This is a genomic window from Neobacillus sp. DFD-2R, from assembly GCF_057747865.1.
Map to the genome: position 1 here is coordinate 1545869 of NZ_CM173228.1, position 15392 is coordinate 1561260.

The 15392-nt window shown below is 37.6% G+C and carries 16 protein-coding genes; 15 read left to right on the top strand and 1 reads right to left on the bottom strand.

Going from position 1 to position 15392, the window contains the following annotated elements:
• The first annotated feature begins 82 nt into the window (after positions 1-82).
• Complete coding sequence (ispG, locus tag AC3ANV_RS07515; RefSeq protein ID WP_488314158.1) at positions 83-1180, top strand: flavodoxin-dependent (E)-4-hydroxy-3-methylbut-2-enyl-diphosphate synthase; 1098 nt, start codon at positions 83-85, stop codon at positions 1178-1180.
• A gap of 136 nt (positions 1181-1316) precedes the next feature.
• Here ispG and AC3ANV_RS07520 read toward each other — a convergent pair whose 3' ends face one another.
• Positions 1317-1688: a hypothetical protein gene (locus tag AC3ANV_RS07520; protein ID WP_488313009.1), complete on the bottom strand. Its 372-nt coding sequence runs from the start codon at positions 1686-1688 to the stop codon at positions 1317-1319.
• A 204-nt stretch (positions 1689-1892) separates the two neighbouring features.
• Here AC3ANV_RS07520 and AC3ANV_RS07525 point away from each other — a divergent pair, with 204 nt between their 5' ends.
• The 14 genes from AC3ANV_RS07525 (at position 1893) to AC3ANV_RS07590 (ending at position 15320) form a co-directional block, all read left to right on the top strand.
• Positions 1893-2489 (top strand): hypothetical protein, encoded by a 597-nt coding sequence (locus AC3ANV_RS07525; RefSeq protein ID WP_488313010.1) that lies wholly within the window; start codon positions 1893-1895, stop codon positions 2487-2489.
• Positions 2490-2563: 74 nt separating this feature from the next.
• Positions 2564-3781: an MFS transporter gene (locus AC3ANV_RS07530; RefSeq protein ID WP_488313011.1), complete on the top strand. Its 1218-nt coding sequence runs from the start codon at positions 2564-2566 to the stop codon at positions 3779-3781.
• Between the two features lie 231 nt (positions 3782-4012).
• On the top strand, positions 4013-6118 hold the full coding sequence (locus tag AC3ANV_RS07535; protein ID WP_488314159.1) for a peptidoglycan D,D-transpeptidase FtsI family protein: 2106 nt from the start codon (positions 4013-4015) through the stop codon (positions 6116-6118).
• Between the two features lie 364 nt (positions 6119-6482).
• Positions 6483-7409, top strand: coding sequence for a phosphate ABC transporter substrate-binding protein (locus tag AC3ANV_RS07540; protein ID WP_488313012.1), 927 nt, complete (start codon positions 6483-6485; stop codon positions 7407-7409).
• A gap of 84 nt (positions 7410-7493) precedes the next feature.
• Positions 7494-8414 (top strand): phosphate ABC transporter permease subunit PstC, encoded by a 921-nt coding sequence (gene pstC, locus AC3ANV_RS07545; RefSeq protein WP_488313013.1) that lies wholly within the window; start codon positions 7494-7496, stop codon positions 8412-8414.
• Positions 8414-9301 carry a phosphate ABC transporter permease PstA gene (pstA, locus tag AC3ANV_RS07550; RefSeq protein ID WP_488313014.1) on the top strand — a complete coding sequence of 296 codons (888 nt, stop codon included), beginning with the start codon at positions 8414-8416 and terminating at the stop codon, positions 9299-9301. The genes pstC and pstA overlap by 1 nt, the downstream gene beginning before the upstream one ends.
• Before the next feature lie 32 nt (positions 9302-9333).
• A complete protein-coding gene (pstB, locus tag AC3ANV_RS07555) occupies positions 9334-10140 on the top strand; it encodes a phosphate ABC transporter ATP-binding protein PstB (protein ID WP_488314160.1) in 807 nt (268 codons plus the stop codon).
• A gap of 11 nt (positions 10141-10151) precedes the next feature.
• Positions 10152-10925, top strand: coding sequence for a phosphate ABC transporter ATP-binding protein PstB (gene pstB, locus AC3ANV_RS07560; protein WP_488313015.1), 774 nt, complete (start codon positions 10152-10154; stop codon positions 10923-10925).
• Positions 10926-10938: 13 nt separating this feature from the next.
• On the top strand, positions 10939-11598 hold the full coding sequence (gene phoU, locus AC3ANV_RS07565) for a phosphate signaling complex protein PhoU (RefSeq protein WP_488313016.1): 660 nt from the start codon (positions 10939-10941) through the stop codon (positions 11596-11598).
• A 225-nt stretch (positions 11599-11823) separates the two neighbouring features.
• Positions 11824-12345 carry a DUF4912 domain-containing protein gene (locus tag AC3ANV_RS07570; protein ID WP_488313017.1) on the top strand — a complete coding sequence of 174 codons (522 nt, stop codon included), beginning with the start codon at positions 11824-11826 and terminating at the stop codon, positions 12343-12345.
• Entirely contained in the window at positions 12338-13606 is a 1269-nt protein-coding gene (locus tag AC3ANV_RS07575) for a glycosyltransferase family 4 protein (RefSeq protein ID WP_488313018.1), read from the top strand. Before AC3ANV_RS07570 ends, AC3ANV_RS07575 begins: the two co-directional genes overlap by 8 nt.
• 161 nt (positions 13607-13767) lie before the next feature.
• Positions 13768-13917: a 50S ribosomal protein L33 gene (gene rpmG / locus AC3ANV_RS07580; RefSeq protein WP_015594975.1), complete on the top strand. Its 150-nt coding sequence runs from the start codon at positions 13768-13770 to the stop codon at positions 13915-13917.
• Between the two features lie 60 nt (positions 13918-13977).
• Positions 13978-14544 carry a 5-formyltetrahydrofolate cyclo-ligase gene (locus AC3ANV_RS07585; RefSeq protein ID WP_488313019.1) on the top strand — a complete coding sequence of 189 codons (567 nt, stop codon included), beginning with the start codon at positions 13978-13980 and terminating at the stop codon, positions 14542-14544.
• Positions 14541-15320: a DUF92 domain-containing protein gene (locus AC3ANV_RS07590; RefSeq protein WP_488313020.1), complete on the top strand. Its 780-nt coding sequence runs from the start codon at positions 14541-14543 to the stop codon at positions 15318-15320. The genes AC3ANV_RS07585 and AC3ANV_RS07590 overlap by 4 nt, the downstream gene beginning before the upstream one ends.
• The last annotated feature ends 72 nt before the right edge of the window (positions 15321-15392 follow it).

Sequence of the window (15392 nt, forward strand, 5' to 3'; positions counted from 1 at the left end):
AGACTGCTAAAATGGAATCGTATTGTTATTAATCCTTTTTATTCGAATTCCATTTTAAAGGAGCGAATTCCACGTGAGTGAAATTATACATCGCACGAAAACCCGTCCGATTAAGGTTGGAAATTTAACGATTGGCGGGAATAATGAAATCATCATCCAAAGCATGACCACAACAAAGACTCATGACGTAGAAGCGACAGTTGCCGAAATTAAACGTCTTGAAGAAGCAGGCTGCCAAATCGTCCGAGTGGCATGTCCGGATGAACGGGCTGCAAATGCAATCTCTGAAATCAAAAAAAGAATCAATATCCCGCTTGTTGTTGATATTCATTTTGATTATAAATTAGCGTTAAAGGCTATTGAAGGCGGAGCAGACAAAATCCGTATTAATCCAGGTAATATTGGAAAGCGTGAAAAGGTCGAAGCGGTGGTAAAAGCTGCAAAGGAACGTGGCATCCCAATTCGTATCGGGGTCAATGCCGGTTCACTTGAAAAAAGAATCATTGAAAAATACGGCTATCCAACTGCAGATGGAATGGTAGAGAGTGCTCTTCATCACATCAAAATTCTTGAGGATTTGGATTTTCACGATATTATCGTTTCCATGAAGGCTTCAGATGTAAATTTAGCCATTGAAGCATATGATAAGGCGTCTCGTGCTTTTGATTATCCATTGCATTTAGGTATTACTGAATCGGGAACACTTTTTTCGGGTACCGTCAAAAGTGCTGCAGGTTTAGGTGCCATTATTAGCAAAGGAATCGGAAATACAATCCGTATCTCCTTAAGTGCTGACCCTGTTGAAGAAGTAAAGGTTGCAAGAGAGCTTCTCAAGGTTTTTGGCCTTTCTTCCAATGCAGCAACGTTAATTTCTTGTCCGACCTGTGGAAGAATTGAAATCGATTTAATTAGCATTGCAAATGAAGTCGAAGAGTATATTCAAAACATTAAAGCTCCAATAAAGGTTTCTGTATTGGGATGTGCCGTTAATGGTCCCGGTGAAGCCAGGGAGGCAGATATTGGAATTGCAGGCGCCCGCGGTGAAGGCTTATTATTCCGTAAAGGGGAAATTGTCCGAAAGGTACCTGAAGCGCAAATGGTGGAAGAATTGAAAAAAGAAATCGACCAAATTGCCGAGGAATACTTTCAGAAAAAAGCGGCTGAAGAAATGAAAGCGTAGGCGCCCGTTTAGTGAAATACACTGGTCGCCGGGTGCCGGAGCCGGATAGTCATCGAAGTTCAATATTTTATAATCTCTAAAGAGGCTGACCTTAAAAAGGTCAGCCTCTCTGTTTTTGCTCCTTTTGCTGATATGGTTAAAAGAATGGAAGGATAAAGATGCCGATAACGATCGATACGGCACCAATGCCTATTGCCCACGCTCCAAGCCCTTCGGCTCCGCGACGACGGGCAACAAATCCTAACACAATACCTGCTGCACCAAAAAGAATGGGGAATACAAACAGAGATAAAATCGATAGTGCTAAAGCAACATACCCGGTGCCTGTTCCACCTTCTGTTCTTCCCCTAATGTCATCATAGCCCCTTCTTCGAACGATAGGAACAGGAGCAGCTATTTCTGCCGCTGTTTCTTCCCTAAACTCTGAAGGGTCATTAGGGATGTCATCGCCAATGTATGCACTTTGGCGATAATCACGCACATCTCTGTCTCTCTCTTGGTCTGCCATCGTGATCCCTCACTTTCAGTTATAGGAGCATTTATTATTGTTTGATGAGTCTCTTGTTTTTAATATGTTAATGTTTGTCTAAAATAGGTTTTTGTTTCATTTTCCGAAAAAAATTTTTTTTAACATTATTTTTAGTAAAGTAAGGTGCTTGTCTTTGGTAAAATATAATTAAATAGCAGATAGCAATACGAAGGTGAGACTATAATGAAAAAAAGATTTGGAATCGACATTGATGGTACTGTAACAACCCCCGATGCGATATTACCCTTTTTAAATAAAGCTTTTGGATTGAATGTCACATTGGCAGATGTTAAACAATACGATTTAAATCCGGTTGTCAACGTATCTGAAGAGGAATTCGCAAAATGGTTTGTCGAAAACGAACCGATAATCTATCAGGGGTCGCCGCTTGCACTGGGCGCAGAGACTGTTTTAAATACCTGGAAAAATCAGCATGAGTTATTTTTTATCAGCGCCCGTGGTCCCCATTTGCTTGATAATACTATAAAATGGTTTATTGATAAGGGGTTAACCTTTCATCATATTGAATTAATTGGTACGCACGATAAAATAGAATCAGTAAAAAGGCACCAAGTAGAAATTTTTTTCGAGGATAAACATGATAATGCGGTAATGATTCACGAAGAATGTCAAATTCCCGTTATTTTATTTGATACTCCTTATAATCAAGAACCAATCCCGGCCGGAGTCATCAGGGTAAATAACTGGAAAGAGGCCTTTATTTGGGTTGAACGATGGTTAAAAACCATGAGCGAAAAACCGCTTTTATCGGGAGTGTAACAAATCGCTTCTGAAAAATGAATAAGAAAAACTTGCTTGTTAAAGACTACCCTTATGAAAAAGGGGAGTTTTTTATGGCAAAAAAATTCAAGATTTTAGGTGAAGTAGAATTAACAAAAGATCTATCATTACTGTTAATCATTGGCGGTTTATATTCTTTAAGTGTGGCACTCTCGAACACATTTGTTAATATTTATTTATGGAAACAAACTGGAGCTTTCGCGGATTTAGCATTGTATAACCTCTCGATTGTTGTTTTACAGCCGTTAACCTTTATTTTAGCCGGCAGATGGGCCAAAAAAATCGACAGGGTGATTGTTTTACGAATTGGTGTCATCTTTTTGGCTCTATTTTACTTAACAGTCTTGCTGACTGGAAGACACGCTTCTACCTATTTACTTTTATTAGGCAGCCTGTTAGGAATCGGTTACGGCTTTTATTGGCTGGCCTATAACGTCTTAACCTTTGAAATAACCGAACCTGAAACAAGAGATTTTTTTAATGGCTTTTTAGGTATTCTATCTTCTACAGGTGGAATGATTGGACCGATAGCTGCAGGGATCATTATTACACGGTTTGAGAAGTTCGCAGGTTATTCAATTGTGTTTGGCATATCATTAGCCCTGTTCGGCCTTGCCGTTATTTTAAGTTTTTCTTTGAAGCCTAGACCTGCCCATGGGAAATATTGCTTTAAAAGGATTTTGGAAGAAAGAAAATTAAATGAAAATTGGCGTCTCGTTACGAATGCCCATTTTTTTCAGGGCTTAAGAGAAGGGACGTTTTTATTTATCATTTCTGTCTTTGTCTTCATCTCAACAGGAAGTGAGATGGCTTTAGGAACATTCGGGCTCATAAACTCAGGTATTTCATTCCTTGCTTACTATGTTGCATCCAGAATGATCAAAAAAAGAAATCGAAAAAAGGCCATTTTATTTGGTGGTGTGATTCTCTATTTAGCCATCCTGTTAATTGTCTGGGATATGAATTTTGTTAAACTTTTAATGTATGCCGGACTAATTGCTATTGCATATCCCATTTTGCTTGTCCCTTATATATCAACTACATACGATGTGATTGGAACAGGCTGGAATGCAGCCGAAATGAGAATAGAGTATATTGTCGTTCGCGAAATTTTCTTAAATGTTGGCAGGATTGTTTCAATATTATGCTTTTTGGCTGCGATTACTTGGTTTAATGAAGAAAAAAGCATACCTATCTTACTATTGTTTTTAGGTGCAGGTCATACATGTATTTACTTTTTCATAAAAAGAGTTCATCTGCCTACTGCATAGCTCGATGAGTAATAAAAATTACTCATCGTTTTTTTATGCAATTCTTTATAAGGTAAAAAATCCTTACGCATTTGATGATGTTGTTGTAAATTGGTAAGGGTTCTTCGTAGTAAAATTGTGCATTTTCTTATAAAATAGAGAGTATTATGTTGAGCATTTAAAAGGAAGTGTGAGATAGCTTTGAATAATAAAAAGAAAAAAAAGAAGACACATGTCCCATTTCGGTTAAACATGTTATTCTTTGTTGTATTTTTGCTGTTTTCGATTTTAATCCTAAAACTTGGTGTGGTTCAGATTGTTTATGGGGATGATTATAAACGCGAGCTCCAACGGACGGATGCGGTAACTACAAGTAATCCGGTCCCCCGTGGGAAAATGTTTGACCGAAATGGCAAGGTTATTGTTGATAATACCCCATTGAACGCCATTACCTATACCAAAAGCCAAAATACCAGTCAACAGGATATGCTAAATACCGCAGAGCATTTATCCAACTTAATCACAGTAGATACATCCAAACTACGTGATCGTGATTATGTTGATTTTTGGATTTTAAAAAATCCTAAAAAAGCAAAAAATTTAATTACTAAAAAAGAATGGACTCAATACTACGCAAAAAAATTGGATGACAAACAAATTTATAAATTACAGTTAAAAAGAATTAAAATTACACATGATGAAACTAACAAAATTTTGGTTACAAAGATTGAAGATTATCCTTTTTCTAACCATGATCGTAATATACTTGGCATTTTAAAACAATTTAACAACGGTTATGCATTAACACCACAAATCGTCAAAAATAAAGACGTAACACCTGAAGAATATGCTGTAGTCAGTGAAAATCTGGATAATCTCTCCGGAGTCGATACGACAACGGATTGGGAAAGAAATTATCTGTTTGGTGATACGTTAAAAACAGTTTTAGGTGATGTTAGTTCTTCGGAACAGGGTTTGCCGAAAGAACAGCTTGATGAATTCTTGGCCCGCGGTTACAGCCGAAATGAACGTGTAGGGAAGAGTTATATCGAACAGGAATATGAAGACGTTCTACAAGGGCAAAAAGCAAAAGTAAAAAATATAACGGATAAATCAGGAAAAGTCATTTCTACGGAAACCGTTTCTGATGGGCAAAGAGGGAAAGACCTAGTTTTAACTATTGATATGGATCTCCAGCAGCAAGTGGAGAAAATAATTGAAGATGAACTTTGGAAAACGAAACAAAAACCGAATACAGGTCTTTTAGATCGGGCGTTTGTTGTTTTAATGGATCCTCATACAGGTGAAATTTTAACGATGGCAGGTAAACAAATTGTTAAAAATCCGGCTACGGGAAAAGCTGAAATGAAAGATTTCGCTCTTGGAAACATCACAACCTCTTATAATGTTGGTTCGGCTGTAAAAGGTGCGACGGTCTTAACAGGCTATGAAACAGGCGCAATTCATCCAGGATCGACTCAGCTGGATGAACCGCTATTAATTAAAGGCACGCCTATGAAGAAATCTTATAAAACCTTTGGAGTTATCAATGACTTAAGAGCACTTCAAGTTTCTTCAAACGTTTATATGTGGAAAACGGTTATTGCTATGGCTGGCGGGCATTATGTCAGAAATGAACCATTGGATCTAAATTTATCTAAAACCTTTAATACGATGCGTCAATCCTTCAGTCAGTTTGGTCTGGGAGCGAGAACTGGAATTGATTTACCGAATGAAACAATAGGCTTCCAAGGAGCAGAACAAAAACCGGGGTTACTGCTTGACCTTGCAATTGGCCAATATGATACGTATACAACAATGCAGCTGGCCCAGTATGTTTCGACGATTGCAAATGGCGGTTATCGTGTTCAACCGCATATTGTAAAGGAAATTCGTGACCCGGAAATGGATAATAATCAATTAGGCCCGATTGTTGAAGAAATTCAACCGAAAATTCTAAATCGAATTGATGCGAAAGATGATTGGATAACACGCGTTCAAACCGGTTTTAGAATGGTTATGCAGCCGGGTGGAACAGCATATAGTTACTTCCAAGGTGTTAATTATAGTCCTGCAGGGAAAACCGGTACTGCCCAAGCTTTTGATCATGGTAAACCGGTTATGAACTTAAGCCTTATAAGCTTTGCGCCAGCGGATAATCCTGAAGTGGCACTTGCTGTCCTTGTCCCATCTGCTTATCAGGGAGCAACCGGTCCAAGTCCAAACGATGAAATTGGCCGACAAGTTTTGGATGCCTATTTCAATTTAAAAATACAACGTCAGCAACAAAATCAAAATGCTGCATCAACAGCTCAGAATAGTGGAAATCAAGCGGCAAATCAACAAGCCGGCCATTAACAAAGGCTATTTTCGCATAGATTGTTGTTTTTCGTATAAGTTCAACAACCCGTTTAATTTAGAAGCTTCGTGGCATCTTTTCGTAAGAACATTTGCGAAAATTGCCTAGAAACTTAGTAAATGAGCTTTATTAAGTTTCAAAAGCAATAAAGTTTACGAAAAGAGCCTTAACAAAAAAAACTTGTCTCATTAGAGACAAGTTTTTTTTGGTTTTGAGCATATTAACAATAGTATCGGTTTACAAAACAACAATACTTATTTACAAAACCTTTACATTGCGTTAAAACCAGGTTTACAGTCAAGCGTTATTCTAAAACATGTAAGGCAGAGCACACAACCAAATTTCGTAGGGGGAATTAAAGAAATGAAGAGTTTGAAAAAGTTAAGCCTGATCCCAATACTTGCAGCATTAATGGTAGTTATGGCTGCTTGCGGAGGGGCAACATCCACTGACAAATCGAATCAAACTGCAAAGAATGATACAACAAAAACTACTCAAACAAAAGAACTTTCAGGTTCATTAGTTATATCCGGTTCTTCTGCAATGCAACCATTAGTAGCAGCTGCAGCAGAAGAATTTATGAATAAAAATCCAAAGGTTTCGATCCAAGTAAATGCGGGCGGATCCGGTACAGGTTTATCCCAGGTTTCTCAAGGTGCAGTTCAAATTGGTAACTCTGACCTATTTGCTGAAGAAAAAAATATTCCTGCAGGCCAACTTGTCGACCATAAAGTTGCAGTTGTTGGTATGACAGCAGCGGTAAATCCAAAGGTTGGTATTAAAGATATTAAAAAAGATGATCTTATTAAAGTCTTCACAGGAAAAATTACTAACTGGAAAGAGCTTGGCGGTCCTGATCAAAAAATCACTTTAGTAAATCGTCCGGATTCTTCAGGTACACGTGCAGTATTCAATAAATTTGCACTTGGTGGTGCGAAGCCGGCTGAAGGAATTACAGAAGATTCATCAAATACAGTTAAAAAGATTATTAATGAAACTCCAGGTGCAATTGGTTACCTTGCATTCTCATACCTAACTGATAACACAGTAACAGCACTTTCAATCGATGGTGTAGAGCCAACTGCTGAAAATGTACAAACTGGTAAATTCCCGGTTTGGGCTTACGAACACTCTTATACAAAGGGTGAGCCAAACGAAGTGGCAAAAGCATTCCTTGACTATTTAATGAGCGATGAGGTACAAACCGGTATCTTAACTAAACAAGGTTACCTTCCTGTAACACAAATGAAAGTAGAACGCGATGCTACAGGTAAAGTAACAAACAAGTAAAAAATAAGATTGAAGAATTAAACAGGGTAAATGCGTAGCTGCATTTACCCTATTACGACGTAATATAGGGGTGTTTTATTTTTTATGGAAAAAGTGGCTCCGGCAAAAGAAAGATTATTAAAATCCGAGAAAAATTGGATGAATGGGGAAGTAAGAGGAAAAGTACTAATTTATTTATGTGCAGTAATTATGATTACAGCAACTATTGCGATAACGATTTTCCTTAGCACAAGGGGTTTGCAGTCATTTATTAAAAATGGTGTAAGTCTTATTGAATTCTTAACCAGTAAGCTTTGGAATCCGACAGACCAAGCAAAACCACAATATGGGGCATTGCCATTTATTTTTGGTTCTTTTGGCGTAACATTTCTTTCTGCGTTGATTGCAGCTCCTCTTGGTATTGGCGGAGCTATCTTCATGACAGAAATTGCTCCTTCATGGGGGAGGAAAATTTTACAACCGGTTATTGAGCTTCTTGTTGGTATTCCATCTGTTGTTTATGGATTCATCGGGCTTACAGTATTGGTTCCGTTTATTCGCGGGCATTTTGGCGGACTTGGATTTAGTTTACTTTCAGGTATGATTGTCCTTTCTATCATGATATTACCGACAATTACAACAATTGCCACAGATGCGATGAGTTCACTTCCAAAAACACTTCGGGAAGGTTCCTATGCATTGGGGGCAACTCGTTGGCAAACTATTAGGAAAGTACTTGTTCCCGCGGCCCTGCCGTCATTATTGACGGCAGTTGTCCTCGGTATGGCGAGAGCATTTGGAGAAGCTTTAGCAGTTCAAATGGTAATCGGTAACGTAAAAAACATGCCGCATAGCATTCTGGACGCATCAGCAACACTAACAACAATTATTACACTTAATATGGGCAACACGACATTCGGAAGTCCTGAAAATAATATCCTTTGGTCTATGGGTTTATTGCTTTTAATTATGTCTTTCGCCTTTATTCTTTTGATCCGGTACCTTTCAGCTAGGAGGAAAATTTAATGAACTCGAGAGTAGCCGATCGAATAGCGACTGGCGTATTTATAGCCATTGCTCTTGTTATTATTTCAATTTTACTGGGTTTATTTTCTTTTATTTTAATTCACGGTGTTCAGCATATATCAATTAAATTCTTAACCTCTCCTTCAAGTAATTTATTGGCGGGCGGGGGAATCCGGGATCAATTATTTAATTCGTTTTATGTTCTTTTTATTACGATGCTCATTACCGTCCCTCTTGGTGTTGGCGGAGGCATCTATATGGCTGAATACGCCAGGCCCGGAAAAGTAACCAATTTTATTCGTTCATGTATAGAGGTACTGGCTTCACTGCCTTCGATTGTTATCGGGATGTTCGGTCTCTTAATGTTTGTTACGTTAACAGGCTGGGGATATACCATTTTGGGAGGAGCACTTGCACTTACAGTTTTTAACCTTCCAGTAATGGTTCGGGTTAGTGAAGATGCCATTCGTTCCGTACCACGAGATCAAAAGGAGGCAAGTCTTGCTCTTGGAATCACGCATTGGCATACAATCAAAACGATTTTACTGCCAAGTGCATTCCCCACTATTTTAACAGGTGCCATCCTTGCAGCCGGACGAGTGTTCGGTGAGGCTGCTGCGTTGTTGTTCACAGCCGGCCTATCAACACCAAGGTTAGATTATTCTGATTGGAATCCTTTTTCGTCAACATCGCCATTAAATATTTTTCGTCCTGCCGAAACCTTGGCAGTTCATATATGGTCCGTTAACACACAAGGGTTAATCCCGGATGTTGCAGACGTATCAAATGGAGCTGCAGCTGTTTTAGTCATATCGGTTTTAATTTTTAATTTATTGGCAAGATGGATTGGCAGCCTGATTCATAAAAAAATTACGGCTACTAAATAAAGAATAGGTGAGAATAGATGGTGAATGCTATTATGGATAGACAATCAGAGATACAAACAACACAATTCAACGCCCAATTGCCTAAAGAACATATTTTACAGGTTAATAACTTAGAAATATTTTACGGGGAAAAACGTGCTGTTAATGGAATTTCATTGGATATCGAAAAAAACTCTGTAACAGCTCTTATTGGTCCCTCAGGGTGTGGGAAATCAACATTTTTACGCAGTATCAATAGAATGAATGATCTCATTCCGGGAGCCAGGGCTGAAGGAGAGATTATGTACGAAGGACTCAATATCTTATCCAATAAAATAAATGTAGTCGCTTTAAGAAAAGAAATTGGTATGGTTTTTCAAAAGCCTAACCCTTTTCCAAAATCCATTTATGAAAATATTACCCATGCATTAAAATTTGCCGGCCTTAGAAAGAAAAGTCAGCTTGATGAAATCGTAGAGGTTAGCTTGCAAAAGGCTGCATTGTGGGATGAAGTAAAGGACCGACTGCATAAATCGGCTCTTTCGCTATCAGGTGGACAGCAGCAACGTCTTTGCATAGCGCGAACGATTGCCATGAAACCGACAGTTATGCTCCTAGATGAACCTTCTTCTGCACTAGATCCCATTTCTAATGCCAAAGTTGAAGAATTGATTGTTGAGTTAAAAAAGGATTATTCAATCGTAATTGTAACGCATAACATGCAGCAGGCCTCCCGGATTTCAGATAAAACAGCCTTCTTTTTAAGTGGGGATGTTATTGAATACAACGTGACTGAAAAGATTTTTACCAATCCTGCTGTAAAAAAGACGGAAGAATATATCTCAGGAAGGTTCGGATAGGGGGAAAGGAAATGTCAGTAATTACTGCTCATAGAAATGTATTTCAAATAAATGACTTAAATTTATGGTATGGTGAGCATCATGCATTAAAGAGCATTAACTTTCCAATTATCAAGAAAGAAGTAACGGCGATTATCGGACCATCCGGCTGTGGAAAGTCAACTTTTATTAAAACTCTGAACCTGATGATTAATATGGTTCCAAATGTAAGGATGACCGGTGAAATTAATTTCAATGACCAAAATATTTTAAACGAAAAAATGGATCTTGTAGAGCTTCGCAAAAATGTTGGGATGGTGTTTCAAAAGGGAAACCCCTTTCCGCAATCAATCTATGATAATGTAGCGTATGGACCAAGGATTCACGGAATAAAAAAGAAAAAACATTTAGATGAGCTTGTCATTAAATCATTAATGGATGTAGCCTTATGGGAGGAAGTAAAGGACCGATTACATGCCCCGGCTTTAGGACTTTCAGGCGGACAGCAGCAAAGGCTTTGCATTGCAAGAGCGCTTGCCACCAAACCTGATGTGTTATTAATGGATGAGCCAACTTCTGCTCTTGACCCAATTTCTACATTAAAAATAGAAGAGCTAATTTTAGAATTGAAAGAAAAATATACGATAGTTATTGTGACCCACAACATGCAACAAGCGTCGAGGGTATCCGATAAAACAGCTTTCTTTTTAATGGGTGAATTAATTGAGCTCGATTCGACCTCCAAGATTTTCTCCCGGCCATCAGACAAACGTACCGAAGACTATATTTCAGGAAGATTTGGTTAATAGGGGTGCTAACATGAATACGAGATCAAATTTTGACAGTAATTTATTGCAACTAAAAGAAATGCTTTTAGAAATGGCCCGTAAATCGGAAGCTTCGATTAAAGAAGCGATAGCTGCATTAATTAATCAGGATATTGAAAAAGCTGAGCTTATTATAAATGGTGATGATGAAATTGATCAATTAGAACATGACATCAATGATAAAGCAATCGTGCTGATTGCAAAAGAGGCACCGGTCGCAAGGGACCTGAGAAAAATTATTGTGGCTTTAAAAATTTCATCTGAAGTGGAACGAATTGGGGATTTGGCTGTTAATATTGCTAAATCGGCTATTCATATTGGCAATGAAAAACATATTAAAGAAATCGTTGATATTCCGAAGATGATGGACATGGCCCTGGAAATGCTCTCGGAATCATTAACTGCTTTTTATTCTGAAGACACTGAACTTGCACAAAGATGTGCTGCAAAAGATGATCAAGTCGATGAGATGTACGGAAGATTAATCCGGGAGCTAATGGGGTATATTCAGCAGTATCCGAACAGTATAAATCAGATTACCCAATTGGCATTTGTTGCAAGATATATTGAAAGACTTGCTGACCATACAACGAATATTTCTGAGAACGTCATTTTCCTTGTTACAGGAAAACGCTATGATTTAAATGCATAATGAAAAAAGATGGAGCTGTTGCTTCATCTTTTTTCATAGCATTAAATAAAGTTTTTGATACGGGCGCTTCCGCTTTTCTTATTGTCGAGGACAAGCCATAAACCGACAATTTGTGTTCATTGTGCATGGACCATTCCGGTGTTAACATAAAATTAGCAACCTGTATGAATGATAAAGTATTTTTTGCACATATTGATTTATTTACAGATAGGAGGATTAGCTGTTATGAGTGAATCTGCGAAAAAACAAACTTCACTTGATTATGTACCAGTAAAGGGCGAGCTGCAAATGAAGCTTGTATCACCTCGAAAAATCATTCTATTCTGGGAAGTTTCTAAAATACCTGTAAAAGTAATCCAACTATTTTTTAACTGCCACCTTGAACAACTCATGCAAGTTGTAAGGATATATGATGTTACTGAAATTATCTTTAATGGCAAGAATGCACATCATTTTCATGAAATTGTCGTTCCTTATAAAAATGGACATTGGTTTATTAAAGGTTTGGTTTCAAATCGAAGTTATGTTGCAGAATTAGGAGTGAAAATGACAGCTAACGATTTTTTCCCTATTCTTCGGTCGAATACCCTTCAAACCCCTATGATGAAAATATCCAATGTAAATGAAATGAATCACGAACTATTACGATTTCAGCAAATTGAAAACCGTCCGCCAAAATGGATTGACCACGTAAGTACCTACAGTTATTATGGGGACCAAAAAACGATGGAGGCAAAAGATGAGTAAACCATTTTCACAACATGGAGAACTAGAACAGAATCCCGGCTCCGGTTGGCATTTGAAAATTCTAATGCTTTGTTGGGAGTATCCCCCCAACATTGTTGGCGGGCTATCAAGACATGTAAATGGATTATCTGTTCAATTGGCAAAAATGGGACATGAAGTACATGTCCTTACAGCGGGAAATGGAGATCTACCCTCATTTGAAAGAATGGATGAAGTATTTGTTCACCGCGTCAAACCATTAAACGAACTAGATAATCAATTCTTTTCCTGGATTGGCGGTCTTAATTTAGCGTTTGTTTTCAAAGCTGAAAAAATGGCAGAAGAAATTGGGTTTGATTTGATTCATGCTCATGATTGGCTGGTCGGAACTGCTGCTATTGTTTTAAAGGAAATGTTGTCTATCCCTTTATTAACAACGATACACGCTACAGAATATGGAAGGAATAACGGTATCCATACCAGTATGCAGCAATTTATTCATGATAAAGAGTATCAGCTTGTTGTTAAATCCGATCAAATAATTGTTTGCAGTGACTATATGAAGGATGAAATATTTACTGTTTTCAAAGTGTCAAAAAAAATTATTACCGTTATTCCAAACGGAATTGAGCCAATAACAATTGATCTGGAACCATTAAAAATATTCCCTTTTCTCAGTAATAAAAAATTTATTTTTTCTATAGGAAGAATTGTCCAAGAGAAAGGGTTTGAAACCATTATTGCTGCCGCATTGATTGTCAAAGAAAAAAATCCGGACATTTTTTTCGTTATTGCCGGAAAAGGACCGATGCTCGAAACCTATCGGCGTCTAGTAATTGAAAAAGAAGTAGAAAGCGTAATCTCATTTATTGGGTATATTAACGAAGAACAACGAAATGCTCTTATGCTAAAAAGTGAAATTGCTGTATTTCCAAGCTTGTATGAACCGTTCGGAATTGTTGCATTAGAGTCCATGGTCCTTGGAAAACCTACAATAGTTTCTAATACCGGAGGGTTAAAAGGGATTGTGAAACATTTGCAGACAGGATTATTAATGGAGCCCGGAGATCCTAAAAGCTTACTTGAGCAAATAGAATTTCTGATTCAAAATCCTAAGGATGCAAAAGAATTAGGCAGAAGAGGAATGCAGATTGTGAAAAGTTTGTATGGCTGGAAACGAATCGCAGCTGAAACAAGTAGAATCATGGAAGACACTCTTTTAGACAGACGGGTAAATGATGGTGAAAAAGCAGAAAAAAATGAATCACCAAATAATATATAACAAAAAAATTGAATAACCGGTGTATCAGTGGTCCGAACAAAAACGAAGTTATTTCCTTGGATCAAGCACTTTTAAAAAACAACTAGCATTTCCTTTTAAAAAATGATATTATAGAAAAGTCGTATGATTGAACTAGCTAAATGGTTTGGAGGGAAATAAACATGCGTGTGAATATTACATTAGCTTGCACTGAGTGTGGAGATCGTAACTATATTTCAACAAAAAATAAACGTAATAACCCTGATCGTCTTGAGCTTAAGAAATATTGCCCAAGAGAAAAGCGTACAACAGCACATCGTGAAACAAAATAAGCAGTAGGGCTTCCTGCTGCTTTTTTTGTTGTCTAAAAACAGAAATAAGGGGGTTTCCAAATGAATGACAAAACCACTCTTCGTAACCGGATGAAAGAAACACTGGCAAAGCTATCGAAACCATTATATGAAGACTATTCCTATAAAATTGCAACGAAATTATATGATGAATTAGCTTGGAAACAGGCAAAGGTTGTTGGAATTACAGTTTCAAAAGCTCCTGAAGCAGATACATATCAAATTATCAGGAAAGCATGGGAATTAGGAAAACAGGTAGTAGTTCCAAAATGTTATCCTAAAGAGAAAAAATTATCATTCCGTACATTATCGGAATTTTCCCAACTGGAGTCGGTTTTTTATGGCTTATTGGAACCGATTGTAAAGGAAACATGTGAAGTTGAGCCCGGTCAGATTGATCTTTTAATTGTACCGGGCCTTGTCTACACAAAAGAAGGCTATCGAATTGGCTTTGGCGGCGGGTATTATGATCGCTTTTTAAAGGATTTCACCGGCGAAACGATTTCCTTAGCTTTTACGGACCAAATAGTTTCACACTTTCTTGTAGAGGAACATGATATCCCTGTTTCGAAAATTATAACAAACGATGTGGTTCTAAAGACAAAATGACTGAAAGTATCTTGATTTTTACGGTAATAATTTTTACCGGTATAGCAGGTCTGTTACTTCGTTCATTGACTGTGTCAGGTACCCTTGCAGCTGTAATTGTGGGATTGGCTGTTTTTATAGGATTTGGTGCAAAAGGCCTTTTTCTGCTTGGGGTTTTTTTTGCGACCTCGAGTTTATGGTCTAAATACAAAAGTACATATAAAAAAGCAATAGAGGAAAAATTAGTAAAAGGATCAACGAGAGACTGGCGTCAGGTTTTCGCTAATGGCGGTTCGGCGGCACTATTAGGTATTATTTTTTATTTTCAACATAGCCAAATATGGTTGATTGGATTTGCAGTTTGTCTGGCCAGTGCCAATTCGGATACATGGGCCTCGGAAATTGGCTCGTTAAGCAGGAGAAATCCGATAAGTATTCGCACTTTTAAGCGGACAGAAAGAGGAACATCAGGTGCTATCAGTTTATTAGGAAGTGCAGCAGCTCTTTCAGGCTCATTATTAATTGCCTTAAGCAGCTCTTGGTTATTTCATTTGGATTTATACTTTAGTTTCATAGTGTTTCTTTTTGGTTTTATTGGTAATTTCATTGATACGTTGTTCGGTGCTTTTTATCAGCTATTATTTGTGTGCAGTCAATGTGGAATCGAAACAGAGAAAAAAATTCATTGTAAAATGCCGACAACTCGGATAAAAGGTCTGCATTTTGTTGATAATGATATGGTTAACTTTTTTTCCGGATTACTCGCAGCTGTTTTTGCAATGATGGTAATCAATTAACCAACTATTTAACTTGTTTTTATGCCAAGCATAAAGTGAACATGAAGTAACATATAGTGAAAATATTAAATA

Excerpts from the sequence above, each read along its gene's own strand:
- AC3ANV_RS07520 (WP_488313009.1), bottom strand. The coding sequence starts at position 1,688 with ATGGCAGACCAAGAGAGAGACAGAGATGTGCGTGATTATCGCCAAAGT.
- AC3ANV_RS07525 (WP_488313010.1), top strand. The coding sequence starts at position 1,893 with ATGAAAAAAAGATTTGGAATCGACATTGATGGTACTGTAACAACCCCC.
- AC3ANV_RS07530 (WP_488313011.1), top strand. The coding sequence starts at position 2,564 with ATGGCAAAAAAATTCAAGATTTTAGGTGAAGTAGAATTAACAAAAGAT.
- AC3ANV_RS07535 (WP_488314159.1), top strand. The coding sequence starts at position 4,013 with ATGTTATTCTTTGTTGTATTTTTGCTGTTTTCGATTTTAATCCTAAAA.
- AC3ANV_RS07540 (WP_488313012.1), top strand. The coding sequence starts at position 6,483 with ATGAAGAGTTTGAAAAAGTTAAGCCTGATCCCAATACTTGCAGCATTA.
- pstC (WP_488313013.1), top strand. The coding sequence starts at position 7,494 with ATGGAAAAAGTGGCTCCGGCAAAAGAAAGATTATTAAAATCCGAGAAA.
- pstA (WP_488313014.1), top strand. The coding sequence starts at position 8,414 with ATGAACTCGAGAGTAGCCGATCGAATAGCGACTGGCGTATTTATAGCC.
- pstB (WP_488314160.1), top strand. The coding sequence starts at position 9,334 with ATGGATAGACAATCAGAGATACAAACAACACAATTCAACGCCCAATTG.
- pstB (WP_488313015.1), top strand. The coding sequence starts at position 10,152 with ATGTCAGTAATTACTGCTCATAGAAATGTATTTCAAATAAATGACTTA.
- phoU (WP_488313016.1), top strand. The coding sequence starts at position 10,939 with ATGAATACGAGATCAAATTTTGACAGTAATTTATTGCAACTAAAAGAA.
- AC3ANV_RS07570 (WP_488313017.1), top strand. The coding sequence starts at position 11,824 with ATGAGTGAATCTGCGAAAAAACAAACTTCACTTGATTATGTACCAGTA.
- AC3ANV_RS07575 (WP_488313018.1), top strand. The coding sequence starts at position 12,338 with ATGAGTAAACCATTTTCACAACATGGAGAACTAGAACAGAATCCCGGC.
- rpmG (WP_015594975.1), top strand. The coding sequence starts at position 13,768 with ATGCGTGTGAATATTACATTAGCTTGCACTGAGTGTGGAGATCGTAAC.
- AC3ANV_RS07585 (WP_488313019.1), top strand. The coding sequence starts at position 13,978 with ATGAATGACAAAACCACTCTTCGTAACCGGATGAAAGAAACACTGGCA.
- AC3ANV_RS07590 (WP_488313020.1), top strand. The coding sequence starts at position 14,541 with ATGACTGAAAGTATCTTGATTTTTACGGTAATAATTTTTACCGGTATA.